The organism is Amycolatopsis sp. CA-211722 (genome assembly GCF_056828465.1).
In genome coordinates, this window is record NZ_CP184752.1 from 4,039,516 (window position 1) to 4,054,668 (window position 15,153).

Genomic DNA, 15,153 nt, shown 5'->3' on the forward strand with positions numbered 1-15,153 from the left:
GGCGGTTCTTTCACTCGAAAGGACCAGTGCCCCGGTCACACCCCGCGTTTAGTCCTCTGCTTGCGGTGGTTGCGCGCGCAACTACCGCAAGCAGAGGACTAAACGCGACCGGGGGTGATGCGCGTGAAGGCCCCCTTCCCTCGGCTCAGCCGAGGGAAGGGGGCCTTCACGCGCTAAACGGCCTAGGTGAGCGGCCGGTCGGTCGGCGCGATCGGTGCGGGCAGCACGTCCCGCCCGGTGAGGTACGCGTCCACCCCGGCCGCCGCCGAGCGCCCTTCGGCGATCGCCCACACGATGAGCGACTGGCCGCGGCCCATGTCGCCCGCCACGAACACGTTGTCGACGCTGGTCTTGAACGCCTTGTCGCGGGCGACGTTGCCGCGCTGGTCCAGTTCGACGTCGAGCGACTCCAGCAGCCCTTCCCGCTCCGGGCCGACGAAGCCCATCGCGAGCAGCACCAGCTGCGCGGGGAGTTCGCGCTCCGTGCCGGGAACCGGGACGAACTTGCCGCCCTCGTTGCGCACCTCGACCAGCTTCAGTGCGCGCACCCGTCCGTCGGCGTCCGCGGCGAACTCCTGGGTGTTGACCGAGTACAGCCGCTCGCCGCCCTCTTCGTGCGCGGACGAGACGCGGTAGATCATCGGGTACGTCGGCCACGGATGCGCGTCCGACCGCGAAAGCGGCGGCTTCGGCATGATCTCCAGCTGCGTCACCGACTTCGCGCCCTGGCGGTGCGAGGTCCCGACACAGTCCGCGCCGGTGTCACCGCCACCGATGACCACGACGTCGAGGCCCTCGGCACTGATGGGCGAGACGTCCAGCTCACCGGCGGCGACGCGGTTGGCGTGCGGCAGGAACTCCATCGCCTGGTGGATACCGGCGTGCTCGCGGCCGGGGATCGGCAGATCGCGCCACGCGGTCGCGCCGCCGGCGAGGACCACCGCGTCGTAGGAAGACTTCAGTTCCTCGACGGTGAGGTCGACGCCGACGTTCACCGAGGTCCGGAACTCCGTGCCCTCGGCGCGCATCTGGTCGAGACGCCGGTCGAGCCGGTGCTTCTCCATCTTGAATTCGGGGATGCCGTAGCGCAGCAGCCCGCCGATCTTGTCGGCCCGCTCGAAGACCACGACGGTGTGGCCCGCGCGCGTGAGCTGCTGCGCCGCGGCGAGTCCCGACGGGCCGGATCCGACCACCGCCACCTTCTTGCCGGTCTTGACGACCGGCGGTTCCGGCGTGACCCAGCCTTCCTCGAAGGCCCGGTCGATGATCGAGATCTCGACCCGCTTGATGGTGACGGGATCGTCGTTGATCCCGAGCACACACGCCGTTTCGCACGGCGCCGGGCAGAGGGTCCCGGTGAACTCCGGGAAATTGTTGGTCGCATGCAGCCGCTCGGCCGCGTCGCGCCAATCGTCACGCCAGGTCAGCGTGTTCCACTCCGGGATGAGGTTCCCGAGCGGGCAGCCCTGGTGACAGAACGGGATGCCGCAGTCCATGCAGCGCCCGGCCTGCTTCTGCAGCTTCGACGTCGCGAAGTCCTCGTACACCTCGCGCCAGTCCATCAGGCGCAGGTCGACGGGACGGCTCTTGGGCGTCTCGCGAGTGGTGGTCAGAAAGCCCTTGGGATCAGCCATGAGCCGCCTCCGTGTCCTGCGGGATACCCGCACCCAGTCGGCACTCATAGCCGGCTTCGCGATTATCAGCCATGAGCCGCCTCCATGATCGCCTCGTTCACGTCACGCCCGTCCCGCTCGGCCTCAGCCTGAGCCGCGAGCACGCGCTTGTAGTCCTTCGGCATGACCTTGCCGAACCGGTCGACGGCGGTGTCCCAATCGGCGAGCAGCGCCCGCGCGACCGCGGATTCCGTTTCGTCGTAATGCTTTTCGAGCGCCTCGCGCAGGAAGTCCACATCGGACGAATCCAGCGGGTCGACGTCGACCATCTCCGGGTTGATCCGGTGCGCCGGCAGGTCCAGCACGTAGGCGGTGCCGCCCGACATACCGGCCGCGAAGTTGCGGCCCACGCCGCCGAGGACGACGACACGGCCACCGGTCATGTACTCGCAGCCATGGTCGCCGACGCCTTCGACGACGGCCAGCGCGCCCGAGTTGCGCACACAGAACCGCTCGCCGACCTTGCCGCGGATGAAGATCTCGCCGCTGGTCGCGCCGTAGCCGATCACGTTGCCCGCGATGATGTGCTCTTCGGCGTTGTACCGCGCCACCTTCGGCGGCCGCACGACGAGCCGTCCGCCGGACAGGCCCTTGCCGACGTAGTCGTTGCCGTCGCCGTAGAGCCGCAGCGTGATGCCCTTGGGGACGAACGCACCGAACGACTGACCGGCGGTCCCGGTGAAGGTCACGTCGATCGTGTTGTCCGGCAAGCCCTCGCCACCCCACCGCTTGGTGAGCTCGTGGCCGAGCATGGTGCCCACGGTCCGGTTCACGTTGCGGACCGGCAGCTCCAGCCGCACCTTGTCGCCGGACGACAGCGCGCCCTCGGCGAGCTGGATCAGCGTGTTGTCGAGCGCCTTCTCCAGCCCGTGGTCCTGCACCGTCTGCTGGTGCCGCAGTCCGGCGGGAGCCGAGTCGGGCACGTGGAAGATCGGCGACAGGTCGAGCCCGGCGGCCTTCCAGTGGTCGATCGCCTTGCGCTTGTCGAGCATCTCCGCGTGGCCGACGGCCTCGGCGATGGACCGGAAACCCAGCTCCGCCAGGTACTCCCGGACCTCCTGGGCGATGAACTCGAAGAAGTTCACCACGTACTCCGCCTTGCCGCTGAACTTCTCACGCAGCTTGGGGTTCTGCGTCGCGACGCCGACCGGGCAGGTGTCGAGGTGACACACCCGCATCATGACGCAGCCGGACACCACCAGCGGCGCGGTCGCGAAACCGAACTCCTCGGCGCCGAGCAGCGCGGCGATGACGACGTCGCGGCCGGTCTTGAGCTGGCCGTCGGTCTGCACGACGATCCGGTCGCGCAGCCGGTTGGCCAGCAGCGTCTGCTGGGTCTCGGCGAGCCCGAGTTCCCACGGGCCGCCCGCGTGCTTGATCGACGACAGCGGCGAAGCGCCCGTGCCGCCGTCGTGCCCGGAGATGAGCACGACGTCCGCGTGCGCCTTGGAGACACCGGCCGCGACCGTGCCGACGCCGACCTCGGACACGAGCTTCACGTGGATACGCGCGGCCGGGTTGGCGTTCTTCAGGTCGTGGATCAGCTGGGCCAGATCCTCGATCGAGTAGATGTCGTGGTGCGGCGGCGGGGAGATCAGCCCGACACCCGCCGTGGAGTGCCGCGTCTTCGCGATCCACGGGTACACCTTCGCGCCGGGCAGCTGCCCGCCCTCACCGGGCTTCGCGCCCTGCGCCATCTTGATCTGGATGTCGTCGGCGTTGACCAGGTACTCGCTCGTGACGCCGAACCGGCCGCTCGCGACCTGCTTGACCGCGCTGCGGCGCTCGGGGTCGTAGAGCCGTTCCGGATCCTCGCCGCCCTCACCGGTGTTCGACTTGCCGCCGAGCCGGTTCATCGCGATGGCCAGGGTTTCGTGCATCTCGGCCGAAATCGAGCCGTAGGAGATCGCACCGGTGGCGAACCGCTTGACGATCTCGGAAACCGGCTCGACCTCCTCGATCGGCACGGCCGGCCGCTGGCCGATCTTGAAGTCGAACAGCCCGCGCAGCGTGTACAGCTTCTGCGCCTGGTCGTCGACGGCCTTCGTGTACTCCTTGAAGACCTCGTACTTCCCGGCACGGGTGGAGTGCTGCAGCTTGAACACCGTCTGCGGGTTGAACAGGTGCGGCTCGCCCTCGCGGCGCCACTGGTAGTCCGAACCGGTCTCCAGCTCGCGGTGGTTCGCGCGGAACCCGTCGCGCGGGAACGCCCGGCGGTGCCGTTCGGCGACTTCCAGCGCGAGCGTGTCGAAGCCGACGCCGCCGAGCCGGGAAGTGGTGCCGGTGAAACAGTTCTGGATGACCTCGTCGCCCAGCCCGACCGCCTCGAAGATCTGCGCGCCGGTGTAGGAGGCCACTGTGGACACTCCCATTTTCGACATCGTCTTGCGGACGCCCTTGCCCAGCGCCCTGATCAGGTTCGCGGTCGCCTGCTTCGCGGTGAGGCCGGGGATCAGGCCCTGATCGGCCATCTCTTCGACGGTCGCCATCGCCAGATACGGGTTCACCGCCGCGACGCCGTAGCCGATCAGCAGGGCGATGTGGTGGACCTCGCGCGCGTCGCCCGCCTCGACGATGAGGCCGACCTGCGTGCGGGTCTTCTCGCGCACCAGATGGTGGTGCACCGCGCCGGTGAGCAGCAGCGACGGGATCCCCGCGTGGTCTTCGTCGATCCCGCGGTCGGAGAGCACGATCAGCCGCGCGCCCTCGGCGATGGCCGTGGACACCTCGGCCCGGATCTCGTCGAGCCGTCGCACGAGCGCCTCGCCGCCACCGTGGACGTCGTAGGTGCCGTGCACGGTGACCGCCTGGAACTCGGGCAGGTCGCCGTCGTCGTTGACGTGCACCAGCTTCGCGAACTCGTCGTTGTCCAGCACCGGGAACGGCAGCACGATCCGGCGGCACGACTTCGCGTCGGCCTGCAGGAGGTTCGGCTCCGCACCCAGCTGGGTGCCCAGCGAGGTGACCAGTTCCTCGCGGATCGCGTCGAGCGGCGGGTTGGTCACCTGGGCGAAGAGCTGGATGAAGTAGTCGAAGATCAGCCGAGGACGGCTGGACAGCGACGCGATGGGGGAGTCGTTGCCCATCGAGCCGATCGGTTCCGCGCCGGTGCGGGCCATCGGCTGGAGCAGGACGTCGAGTTCCTCTTCGGTGTAGCCGAAAGCCTGCTGGCGGCGCACGAGCGCGGCGTGCGGCGGGATCTCGCGCTCCCGCTCGGGAAGCCCGTCGAGCGGGAGGAGGCCGTCCTCGACCCATTCGTCGTACGGGTGCTCGGTGGCGAGGCGGTCCTTGATCTCCTCGTCCTCGACGATCCGGCCGGCGGCCGTGTCCACGAGGAACATGCGGCCGGGCTCCAACCGTCCTTTCCGGACGATGGTGGACTGCTCCAGCTCCAGCACGCCGACCTCGCTGGCGAGGACGACGAGGCCGTCTTCGGTGACCCAGTACCGGGCGGGGCGCAGGCCGTTGCGGTCGAGCACCGCGCCGATCTGGGTGCCGTCGGTGAAGGAGACCAGCGCGGGGCCGTCCCACGGCTCCATCAAGGTCGAGTGGAACTCGTAGAACGCGCGGCGCGCGGGGTCCATCTCCTGATGGTTCTCCCAGGCCTCCGGGATCATCATCAGCACGGCGTGCGGCAGCGGCCGCCCGCCGAGGTGGAGCAGCTCCAGCACCTCGTCGAAGGACGCCGAGTCGCTCGCGCCGCGGGTGATGATCGGGTAGATCCGCTTGAGGTCACCCGGGATCAGGTCGGATTCGAGCAGCGCCTCCCGCGCGTCCATCCAGTTCCGGTTGCCGCGCAGGGTGTTGATCTCGCCGTTGTGGGCGACGTACCGGTACGGGTGCGCCAGCGGCCACGACGGGAAGGTGTTGGTGGAGAACCGGGAGTGCACCAGGCCGATGGCGCTGGTGACGCGCTCGTCGGTGAGGTCGGCGAAGAACCTCTCGACCTGCGGCTCGGTGAGCATTCCTTTGTAGACGATCGTGCGCGAGGAGAGGCTGGGGAAGTACACGTCGTCTTCGACGAGCGCGTGCTCGGCACGCTTGCGCACCACGAAGGCGGCGCGCTCCAGGGCAAGACCCTCCAGCGGGTCGTTCCCCGCCAGGAACAGCTGGCTGAAATACGGCATGGTCTCGGCCGCGCCGGTGCCGACGTGTTCGGTGTGGACCGGGAGGTCACGCCAGCCGAGCACGCGCATGCCCTCTTCGGCGGCGATCCGTTCGATGGTCGTCATCGCCTGGCCGCGGGCGTTTTCGTCCTGCGGAAGGAAAGCCGTGCCGACGGCGTACGCGCCGGGCTCGGGAAGGTCGAAGCCGACGACCTCGCGATAGAACTCGTCGGGGACCTGGATGAGGATCCCGGCGCCGTCGCCGGTCTCCGGGTCGGCGCCGCGGGCCCCGCGATGTTCCAGGTTCCGCAGCGCGATCAGCGCTTTGGCGACGATGCCGTGATCGCGTTTACCGGAGAGATCGGCGACGAACGCGACACCGCAGGCGTCGTGCTCGAACTCCGGGTCGTACAGGCCTTCGGGGGCCTTGCTGCCCTTGTAGCTGGCATGGTGGGTCACGGCTGGCCGCCTCCCAAGGCGTCGGCGCGACCGGTACCACTCCGTTCGGGTGGTTCGGACATGAACCAGTTAACGGAGTGGTCCGGGACCGCGATGGTCAGTCGAGAGGGAACGATCCCGCCCGCGGAAACGGGGGCAGGCCTCGTAGAGCCGCACTGCACTGGGCGGCCGATGCGCATATCGGTACTGCTGTGCACGTGGGTGCCGTCTGGCCACTGTGGTGGGCGGCTGGCGGGTACACGTGTTACTCCCGGGTTCGCCGGTCTTATGACGATAGTGTGAAATCGCTGTTATCGACATACGTCACTTGGTCGGGGTGGGAAATGCCACGCGGGCGTTGACTTCAAACATCATCTGCCCACTGGCTGGAATGACGTGTCCACTGAGTGGAGCACCAGCGCGCTGACCTGCGTTTATCACCGGCCGACTCCTCCGAAAGTGTGACCTGGGTCGCGCGGGAGAGTGGGTTTCACCGGTGTTGCGGTGACCCGGGGTGACCGCCGAATCGCCCGAACGGCAGAGCGAACCGCCTGGTTTGAGAGGCTTGGCCGATGGCGGATCGTTATCTCACCGTGGCGGGTACCGGGGTCCACGAGATCGAAATCCGGCGGTCGCGCTTCCTCTGCGCGCTCGCGCCGGTCACCTCGGAAGAGGCCGCCCGCGAGGTGATCGCCGCCAGGAAGAAGGCCGATCCGGCGGCCCGGCACCACTGTCACGCGTTCGTGCTGGGCGCCGACGGCAGGACTCAACGTTCGAGTGACGACGGCGAGCCCGCGGGCACGGCGGGCACCCCGATGCTCGAAGTACTCCGCCGCCGCGAGCTGACCGACACGGTCGCGGTGGTGACCCGCTACTTCGGCGGGGTCCTGCTCGGGGCCGGCGGCCTGATCCGTGCGTACGGACAGGCCGTTTCGGAGGCCGTCGACGTCCTCGGCGTCCGGGAGTACCGGCGGCTGCGGCTGGTGGAGGTCGTCGTCGACTACGACCGGGCCGGACGGCTGGAGAACGACATCCGCTCGTCGCCGTACCTGCTCCACGCGACGCGCTTCGAGGACGTCGCGCACTTCGACGTCGGGCTCGCGCCGGACCAGGGCCCCGCGTTCCACGCCTGGCTCGCCGATCTCACCGGCGGGGAGGCCCTGGCCGAGGAAATCGGCGAAACCTGGCTGCCCACCTCGTGATCAGACGCGTTACTCACGTGTTTGGAGGCGTCACTCGCGTGATTGAAGGCGTAACTCGCCTGATCACGTGAGTTGCGCCTTCAATCACGCGAGTTACGCCTCTGATCACGTGAGTTACGGGTTCGCCACTCCTCCAGGGTGATGGCGTACTCGACCTCGCCCTCCTCCGTGCCGGGGATCGGGTGATCGAAGTGCTCGTGATAGGTCCGGACGTGCCGCATCCCGATCTTCTCCATGACCCGCCGGGACCCCAGGTTCACCGCCATGGTCGCCGCCCAGATCCGCCGGGCCCCGAATTCGGTGAACCCCTTCTCCAGGATCGCCAGCGAACCCTCGGTCGCGTACCCCTTGCCCCAGGACGACCGGTTGAGCCGGTAGCCGAGTTCGGGGTCGCCGGTATGGTGATCGCGCAACGGGCGGAAATGGAACCAGCCCAGGAAATCCCCGCTCGATTTCTCGATCGCCGCCCAGAATCCGTAACCGGGGAAACGCTCGTAGTAGCCGAGAAACGAGGGAAGGTCGTGTTCTTCGATCTCCGCCCGGTCGGCGGGTTCGCCCCCATTGAGGTAGCGCATGACTTCGGGGTCGTCGTAGAGCGCGAACAGATGGTCGACGTCGGCGCCGGTGAACTGGCGCAGCACGAGCCGCTCGGTCTCCAGAAAGACACGCATCGGCAAAGCGTGGCGCCGGCGAGACAGCCTGGCAACCGAATTACGCGGCCGCTCCGGGGCCCGCGAGGTCGTTCAGCGCCGCCGCCCCGGCCTCGGTGAGCAGGGCGGGAACGCGCTCGCCCCACCGGCCGTCCCTGGCGGGCGCCACCAGGCCGAGATGGGCGAGGCGATGCGCGGTGTGCTGGTCGCAGCAGGCGAGGCCATCGACGAAGAGGTCCGGCTCGCGGCTGCAGCTGATCTCGGCGTGGCCCTCGGCCACGGCTCTCAGGGTGGCCCGCTCACGATGGTTCAGGTCCGTCCGAAGGTCCATGGCGTGCCTCCTTTCCGTCCCGCACTGAACAGTCAAACCCAGACCACCGACAGTTTCCGTCTCCTTGGATGCGAAGTCCGGGATTTCGGGCGGACCGAAGGGCGGCGAGTCGTCCACTAAGGGGTCTCACCCGGTATTCGTGGCGGAAGCGGTTCCAGTTCGGTCTTGCGCAGATGCCGGAAAATGATCGAACTGCGGAAGCCGATGATCTCCTTGCGCTTCGCCAATCGATCCACGAGGAATGCGTGGAGCTGATCGACGTCCTGTGCGGCGACGTGGATCAGGAAATCGTCGCTGCCGGCGGTGACGAAGACCGAAAGGACTTCCGGCAATTCCGCGACCGAACGCTGGAACGAATCGATCACCTCCCGGCTCAAGGGGCGCACCTGCGCCGAGACCATCGCCTGGACGCCGCGGTTGAGGCTGCGCAGGTCGATGTCGGCGTGATATCCGCGGATGACGCCGCGCTCCCGCAACAGCCGGGTCCGCTCCAGGCAGGTCGACGGCGCGACGCCGACCTTGCGGGCGATGTCGCGGTTCGACTGCCGCGCATCCGCCTGGAGTTCCCGGATGATCGCCGAATCAAGTTCGTCCACGCCCGCTCCTTCGCCCTACTAGCCGAATATCGTTCGGCAGACCGTCTACGACCCTGCGCATCAGCCTAACTTCAGCGCAATTCGTCGACTAAATGCATGGGAGGAAGCGAGATGTCCGTACAGGAGTTGGTCGTCCGGAGAGGGCGCCGGTCCGGGGTGACCACCATGGTGGCCGTGCATTCGAGCACGCTCGGCCCGGCCGTCGGCGGCTGCCGGTTCAAGATCTATCCGCGGGTCCGCGACGCGATCGACGACGTCCTGCGGCTTTCCGCGGCGATGACCCGCAAATGCGCGGTCGCGGGCCTGGACTTCGGCGGCGGCAAGAGTGTCGTCGCGCTCGACGCCGTACCGACCGCCGAGCGGCGGCGCGAGATCCTGCTCGACCACGCGGACCTCATCGCGTCACTCGACGGCGCGTACCTGGCCGGTCCGGACGTCGGAACCGGTCCGGACGACATGCTCGTGCTGCGCGAGCGGACCCCGCACGTCTTCTGTCTGCCCGAGGAACACGGTGGGACCGGTTCGTCGAGCGGTCCGACCGCCGTCGGGGTGCTCGCCGCCCTGCGAGCGGGCGCGCGTGCCGTCTTCGGTGACAGCCAGATGCACGGCCGCAAAGCGGTCGTCAGCGGATACGGCTCGGTCGGCGCCCACCTCGCCGCGGCACTGGCCGGGCAGGGTGCCGAGGTCGTCGTGTCCGATGTGGACGAACGACGCCTCGCCGCGGCCCGCGAACAGGGCCTGACCCTGGTCCAACCGGACGAGGTGCTCGGCGTCGAGGCCGACGTCCTGATCCCGGCGGCGGTCGGCGGCGTGTTCGGCCCGGGCACCGAGGTCAACGCGCCGCTCATCGTCGGCCCGGCGAACAACCAGCTCACCGACGACACAGTGGCGGCGAACCTCGCCGCCAAGGGAGTCCTGTGGATCCCCGATTTCGTCGCGAGCGCCGGGGGAGTGGTCTACACGCTCGGCCGGGAAGCCCGAAGCCTCACCCACGACCAGGCGTTGAACCGCGTCGAAACCCTGGAGGACACCACGCGAAGGATCCTCGACGCCGCTTCGGCCAACGGCACCACGCCGTTGGCCGAAGCGGACGCGCTCGCCGAAGCGAGACTCACTTCTGGTGCGGAGCCACGTACTCCTTCGCCTCGGGAGCCTCGAACAGCGGCTTGACGTAGCGGACCCCGCCCTCGGCCGACGCGTCCGGCGTCGCCGCGTACACCTGGCGTGTCGCCGGGGTGCCCGCCTTCGAGAAGTCCAGCGCCGCCACCAGGTCACCCGTGCTCGCCGACGTCGTCTGCTTCAGCGCCGCGGCGATGCCGTCCCGGGTGAGGTCCTTGTTCTCACAGGCCTTCTTGAGCACCGTGCCCCACACCTCGCCGACCGCGTAGCCGTAGGGGATCCCACCGTTCGGGGTCTCCTTGTACGCCGCCTTGTACTTCGTCGCGACGTCCTTGGCCTTGGGGATGTCGGCGGAGAACGGCACGCTGCTGGCGACGATCGTCAGCTTGTCCAGCGCGTTCGCCGCCGGGCTCTTCAGCAGCACCGGGTCGAACACCGGGTTGTTGCCGAGCACCGGAACGTTCAGCCCGAGCGCCTTGTTCGCCGCGAGGGCCGAACCGGTCTGCGCCGGAGTGGTGGTCAGGACGATGGCCTTGACGCCGTCGCCCTTGAGCCCGGTGACGATGTTGGTGAGGTCGTTGTCCGTGGAGGTCACCTTGACCTCTTTGACCGTCAGATTGTGCTTCTTCGCGTAGAACTGCGAGCCGCGCAGGCCGTTCTTGCCGTACTCACCGTCGATGTAGACGTGCCCGATCGTGTCGCCGTCCTTCACCAGGCCCTGTTCCTGGAAGTACGACAGCCCGTCGATGATCTCCAGGTCGTACGTCGTCCCGACGATCATCACGTACTGGTTGTCGAGCAGTTCCGAAGACCACGACGCGGGCGCGGCGACGGTCTTGTCCGACGCGATGTTCTGCTTCAGCGCCGCCACCACGGGCGAGCCGAGCAATTGCACGAAGCCGAGGACCTTCGGCTCGATCTGCGGATACAGCGTCTTGGCCGTGTCCGCCTTGTAGCCGTGGTCGACGGTCTCCAGTTTGACCTGGCGGCCGCAGGCCCCGCCCGCGGCGTTGAAGTCCTTGGCCCACAACTCGTTCCCCTGGGTGATACCGAGCCCGAGGTTCTTGAACACCCCGGTCTTGTCGGTCATCACACCGAGGGTGATCTCCGACGCGGTCACCCCTTTGTCGGTCTTGACGCCCGAACCGTCCGCCCCCGAGGACCCCGAGTCGCCCGCCTTCGTGCTGCACGCCGAGAGGGCGAGGACCGCCGCCAGCGCGACGGCCGGATATGTGCGCTTCATTTGTCTTGCTCCTCCGGGAGGTGAGGTTTCCTTGCTGACGTGATGCGGCGGCCGATCGCGGCGAGCCCGCCCGGTTCGAAGAGCACCACGAGGATGATCGCGGCGCCGTAGACGAACGAGCTGACCAGGATCGGGGTCAGTGCGCCGTCGCCGGTTCCGGAGAACCAGCCGAGATCGGCGGAGTACAGCGAAAGCACCTGCGGCAGCCCGTTGACGATCAGCGCGCCCACCAGCGCGCCGGGCACCGAGCCGAGTCCCCCGATGATCACCATGGCCAGGAAGGCGATGGAGATGTTGATGCCGTACGTGCCGAATTCACTTTCGTCGGGTTTGAGGATGTCGAACCACAGCACGGTCATCGCGCCCGCGAGCCCCGCGTACGCCGAGGAGACCGCGAAGGCGCCGGCCTTGGCGCGCGTGACGCTGACGCCCATCACGGACGCGGCGGCCTCGTTGTCCCGCACCGCGCGCCACGAGCGGCCGACCCGGCTGCGCACCGCGGCCTTGGCGATCACGAACGCGAGCACGGTCAGCAGCAGGAACAGGTACCAGAGCCGTTCCGCCTGCCGGATCGGCACGCCCATCAGCTCGATTTCGGGGCCGTCGTTGGTGAACGGGAAGCCGAACAGCGAGAACGGTTCGGGGCTGCGCCCGGTCGACGTGCCGCCGGTCAGCGTCTCGGCCGACTGTCCGAAGTAGAGCCCGAGGAACACCAGCGAAAGCGACGCGACACCGAGGTAGATCCCGCGCAGCCGTCCGGAGACCGGCGCGAACGCCAGCCCCAGCAGCGCGGCGATGACGACCGCGCCGACCAGCGAAAGACCGGGATCGAGGCCGAGCCCGAACACGCGCTCGTCGTCGACCGGTCCGGAAAGGACGGTGTATCCCGTCGCGCCCGCCAGCAGGAAGAACGCGTGCGCCAGGGACAACTGCCCGGCCTGCCCGACCAGCATCGTCAGCCCGATCGCACCGACGCCGCCGATCATCATGTACTGCCCGGCCTTCAGCCAGGCGGCGTCGAGATACAACGGGATCGCGAGCAGGACGACGAGCAGCGCGATCCAGGCGAGCGCCTTGAGCAGCCGTCCCCGGTCGCGTTTCGCGGGCGGTGTCGGCGGGGCGGCGGGAGGGGCTTTCACGGCGGTGTCAGACACGTGTGCTCTCCCTCGTCCCGAACAACCCCGACGGCCGCACCACCAGGACCACGAGCATCACCAGGAAGACCGCGCTCTTGGAGAAGTCGAAGGACACGTACTGCGCCGAAAGCGCCTCGACCAGGCCGACGACCAGGCCGCCCACCACCGCGCCCGCCGTCGAGTCCAGCCCGCCGAGGATGGCCGCGGGGAACGCCGCGAGCGCGATGGAGTGCGTGCCGCGGGACAGCCCCGCGCCGGAGAAGTCCTGCGTGGCGATGAAGAGCACCGCGACCCCGGCGAGCACGCCGGCCACCACCCAGGCCGTCGCCGTCACCCGGGAACTACGGATGCCCATCAGCGCGGCGGCCTCGCGGTTCTCGGCCTGGGCCCGCATCGCGACACCCCAGTTCGAGTACTTGAACGCCAGCGTGAACGCGGTGATCAGCACGGCGGCGACGACCAGCGCCACCAGATGCGTGCGGAAGAGCGTGATCCCGCCGAGCTGGAACGGCTGTGCGTCCCAGGCGTCGCCGAGGAACGGCAGCGTGACACCGAGGCGCCGCACGATCTCCTCGGTGACGATCACGTCGACGCCGATCGTCAGCAACGCCAGGCTGTTCGCGTCCGCGTGGCGCGAGCGGGACAGCAGGAACCGTTCCAGCAGGAGCGCGAGCAGACCGGCCGAGACGATGCCGACCAGTGAGGCGCCGGCCCAGCCGAGCGATTCGCGCGTCACGACGACCAGATAGCCGCCGAAGAGCACGAGCGAACCGTGCGCGAAGTTGACCACTTCGGTGGCCTTGAAGATGATCACGAAACCCAGCGCCAGCAACGCGAACACCGCGCCCTTGCCGAGTCCGTTGACCACGAGTTGCAGAAAAGTGTTCACGCCGTGGCCTCCGTGCCGAGATATGCCTTGATCACGTCCGGATCCGACTGGACCTCGGCCGGGGTGCCGTCGGCGATCCGCCTGCCGAAGTCGAGGACGGTGACCCGGTCCGCGATGCCCATCACCAGCCCCATGTCGTGTTCCACCAGCAGGATCGAGATGCCGAGTTCGTCGCGGACGTCGCGGATCGTCCCGGCGAGTTCGGCGGTCTCGGTCGCGTTCATGCCCGCCGCGGGTTCGTCGAGCAGCAGCAGGACCGGTTCGACGGCGAGCGCGCGGGCGAGGTCGACCCGTTTCACCGCGCCGTAGGGCAGCGCGCCGACCGGGAGCTCCACCAGTGCCCCGATGCCGAGGAAGTCGCAGATCTCCCGCACCCGCGCGGAATGCCGTCGTTCGGCGCGGACCGTCCACGGCAGCCGGAGCCCGCAGGCGAGGAAGCCGCCCTTGGTCAGCGCGTGCCGTCCGAGCATGACGTTGTCGAGCACGGTCGAGCCGGGGGAGAGGGCGGCGTTCTGGAACGAGCGGCCGACGCCGAGGCCCGCCAGCCGATGCGGCGGGAGTCCGGAAAGGACGGCGTCGCCGAGCCGGACGCGGCCGGTATTCGCCCGGTACAGGCCGCTGATCACGTTGAAACAGCTGGACTTCCCGGCGCCGTTCGGCCCGATGAGCGCGTGCAGCGAACCGGAGCCGACGGTGAAGGAGACGTCGTCGAGCGCCCTGATCCCGCCGAAGCGCAGGGTCACGTTCTCGACGTGCAGCTCGGGCGGCGTCATCCGGCCCACCTCGACAGGCTCCGGCCCGCGAGCTGCTTGCGGGCGTCGGCGGCCTCGGCCTCGGCGGTGGCCTGCGATTCGGCGTGGCCGCCGAGGTAGAGCCGCTGGACCTCCTCGCTCGCCGCGAGTTCGGCCGTCGTCCCGGCGAGCGCGACCCGGCCCACCTCCAGGACGATCGCGTGATCGGCGACGCGCAACGCCATCACGGCGTTCTGCTCGACCAGCACCACGGCGGTGCCCTGCTCGTGGATCTCGCGGATGATGTCGCCGATCCGCTCGACGATCTTCGGCGCGAGCCCGAGCGAGGGTTCGTCGAGCAGCAAAAGCCGCGGGCCGGACATCAGCGCGCGGCCGATCGCGAGCATCTGCTGCTCGCCGCCGGAAAGCAGGCCCGCGCGCTGTTTGGCCCGCTCGGCCAGAACCGGGAAGAGCTCGTCGACGCGTTTGCGGGCGGCGGCGCGTTGCCGGGGGGAGCGGGCGCCGATCCCGCCCGCGCGCAGGTTCTCCTCGACCGTCATCCGCGCGAAGACCTGGCGGCCTTCGGGGACGCCGACCACGCCGAGACCGACGATGCGGGCGGGGTCCAGTTTGGTCAGCGGTTTGCCGTCGTAGCGCACCTCGCCGGCGGAAACCGAGCCGCGGTGCATACGGAGCGTGCCCGACACGGTGCGGAGCAGCGTCGACTTCCCGGCACCGTTGCTGCCGAGGACGGCCAGCACTCCATCAGGTGAAACGTCGAGGTCGACCCCGTGCAGCGCGGCCACCGATCGGCCGTACCGCACTTGAAGATCACGGACACTCAGCAAGCCGCCTCCTCCATCCGTGTGACGCGAGTCACGATCGGTGGCGGTCATCCTGCGTGGGCACCCTCCGCCGCGTTACCCCCACCTGGAGACCCACCCGGCTACAAAACGGACACAGCGCGTTTCGTCCTCTAAACGCGGTACTTGCACGCGCAACTACCGCGTTTCGTCCTCTGGATGCGGTAGTTCGACGT

General features: G+C 68.7%; 12 protein-coding genes. 2 read left to right on the forward strand and 10 right to left on the reverse strand.

From position 1 onward, the window contains the following. Positions 1-182: 182 nt before the first annotated feature. Both ACOCEP_RS19630 and gltB read right to left on the reverse strand, forming a co-directional pair. On the reverse strand, positions 183-1,634 hold the full coding sequence (locus tag ACOCEP_RS19630; RefSeq protein ID WP_482339093.1) for a glutamate synthase subunit beta: 1,452 nt from the start codon (positions 1,632-1,634) through the stop codon (positions 183-185). A gap of 65 nt (positions 1,635-1,699) precedes the next feature. Beyond that, positions 1,700-6,238, reverse strand: a complete 4,539-nt coding sequence (gene gltB / locus ACOCEP_RS19635; protein ID WP_482339094.1) for a glutamate synthase large subunit — start codon at positions 6,236-6,238, stop codon at positions 1,700-1,702. Positions 6,239-6,789: 551 nt separating this feature from the next. Between gltB and ACOCEP_RS19640 the strand changes: the two genes are divergently transcribed. Beyond that, positions 6,790-7,419: a YigZ family protein gene (locus ACOCEP_RS19640; RefSeq protein ID WP_457956986.1), complete on the forward strand. Its 630-nt coding sequence runs from the start codon at positions 6,790-6,792 to the stop codon at positions 7,417-7,419. Between the two features lie 80 nt (positions 7,420-7,499). On the opposite strand, the gene ACOCEP_RS19645 is transcribed toward ACOCEP_RS19640, so the two are convergent. The 3 genes from ACOCEP_RS19645 to ACOCEP_RS19655 form a co-directional block, all read right to left on the reverse strand. Beyond that, positions 7,500-8,090, reverse strand: a complete 591-nt coding sequence (locus ACOCEP_RS19645) for a GNAT family N-acetyltransferase (protein WP_482339096.1) — start codon at positions 8,088-8,090, stop codon at positions 7,500-7,502. Positions 8,091-8,130: 40 nt separating this feature from the next. Next, complete coding sequence (locus ACOCEP_RS19650; protein ID WP_482339098.1) at positions 8,131-8,400, reverse strand: hypothetical protein; 270 nt, start codon at positions 8,398-8,400, stop codon at positions 8,131-8,133. Between the two features lie 116 nt (positions 8,401-8,516). After that, positions 8,517-8,996, reverse strand: coding sequence for an Lrp/AsnC family transcriptional regulator (locus ACOCEP_RS19655; protein ID WP_410650873.1), 480 nt, complete (start codon positions 8,994-8,996; stop codon positions 8,517-8,519). Between the two features lie 111 nt (positions 8,997-9,107). On the opposite strand from ACOCEP_RS19655, the gene ACOCEP_RS19660 reads away from it, so the two are divergent. Further along, entirely contained in the window at positions 9,108-10,166 is a 1,059-nt protein-coding gene (locus tag ACOCEP_RS19660; RefSeq protein ID WP_482339100.1) for a Glu/Leu/Phe/Val dehydrogenase dimerization domain-containing protein, read from the forward strand. Here ACOCEP_RS19660 and ACOCEP_RS19665 read toward each other — a convergent pair. Genes ACOCEP_RS19665 through ACOCEP_RS19685 form a run of 5 tightly spaced genes read right to left on the reverse strand, consistent with a single transcriptional unit; the run spans position 10,108 to position 14,962 of the window. Beyond that, entirely contained in the window at positions 10,108-11,358 is a 1,251-nt protein-coding gene (locus tag ACOCEP_RS19665) for an ABC transporter substrate-binding protein (RefSeq protein WP_192746071.1), read from the reverse strand. The genes ACOCEP_RS19660 and ACOCEP_RS19665 overlap by 59 nt on opposite strands. Further along, entirely contained in the window at positions 11,355-12,512 is a 1,158-nt protein-coding gene (locus ACOCEP_RS19670) for a branched-chain amino acid ABC transporter permease (RefSeq protein ID WP_482339103.1), read from the reverse strand. Before ACOCEP_RS19670 ends, ACOCEP_RS19665 begins: the two co-directional genes overlap by 4 nt. Continuing rightward, a complete protein-coding gene (locus tag ACOCEP_RS19675) occupies positions 12,505-13,383 on the reverse strand; it encodes a branched-chain amino acid ABC transporter permease (RefSeq protein ID WP_482339104.1) in 879 nt (292 codons plus the stop codon). Before ACOCEP_RS19675 ends, ACOCEP_RS19670 begins: the two co-directional genes overlap by 8 nt. Continuing rightward, the gene (locus tag ACOCEP_RS19680; RefSeq protein WP_482339106.1) at positions 13,380-14,156 is read right to left on the reverse strand and encodes an ABC transporter ATP-binding protein; all 777 of its coding nucleotides are present in this window, start codon (positions 14,154-14,156) and stop codon (positions 13,380-13,382) included. Before ACOCEP_RS19680 ends, ACOCEP_RS19675 begins: the two co-directional genes overlap by 4 nt. Continuing rightward, a complete protein-coding gene (locus tag ACOCEP_RS19685) occupies positions 14,153-14,962 on the reverse strand; it encodes an ABC transporter ATP-binding protein (RefSeq protein WP_482339107.1) in 810 nt (269 codons plus the stop codon). The genes ACOCEP_RS19680 and ACOCEP_RS19685 overlap by 4 nt, the downstream gene beginning before the upstream one ends. Positions 14,963-15,153: the final 191 nt, after the last annotated feature.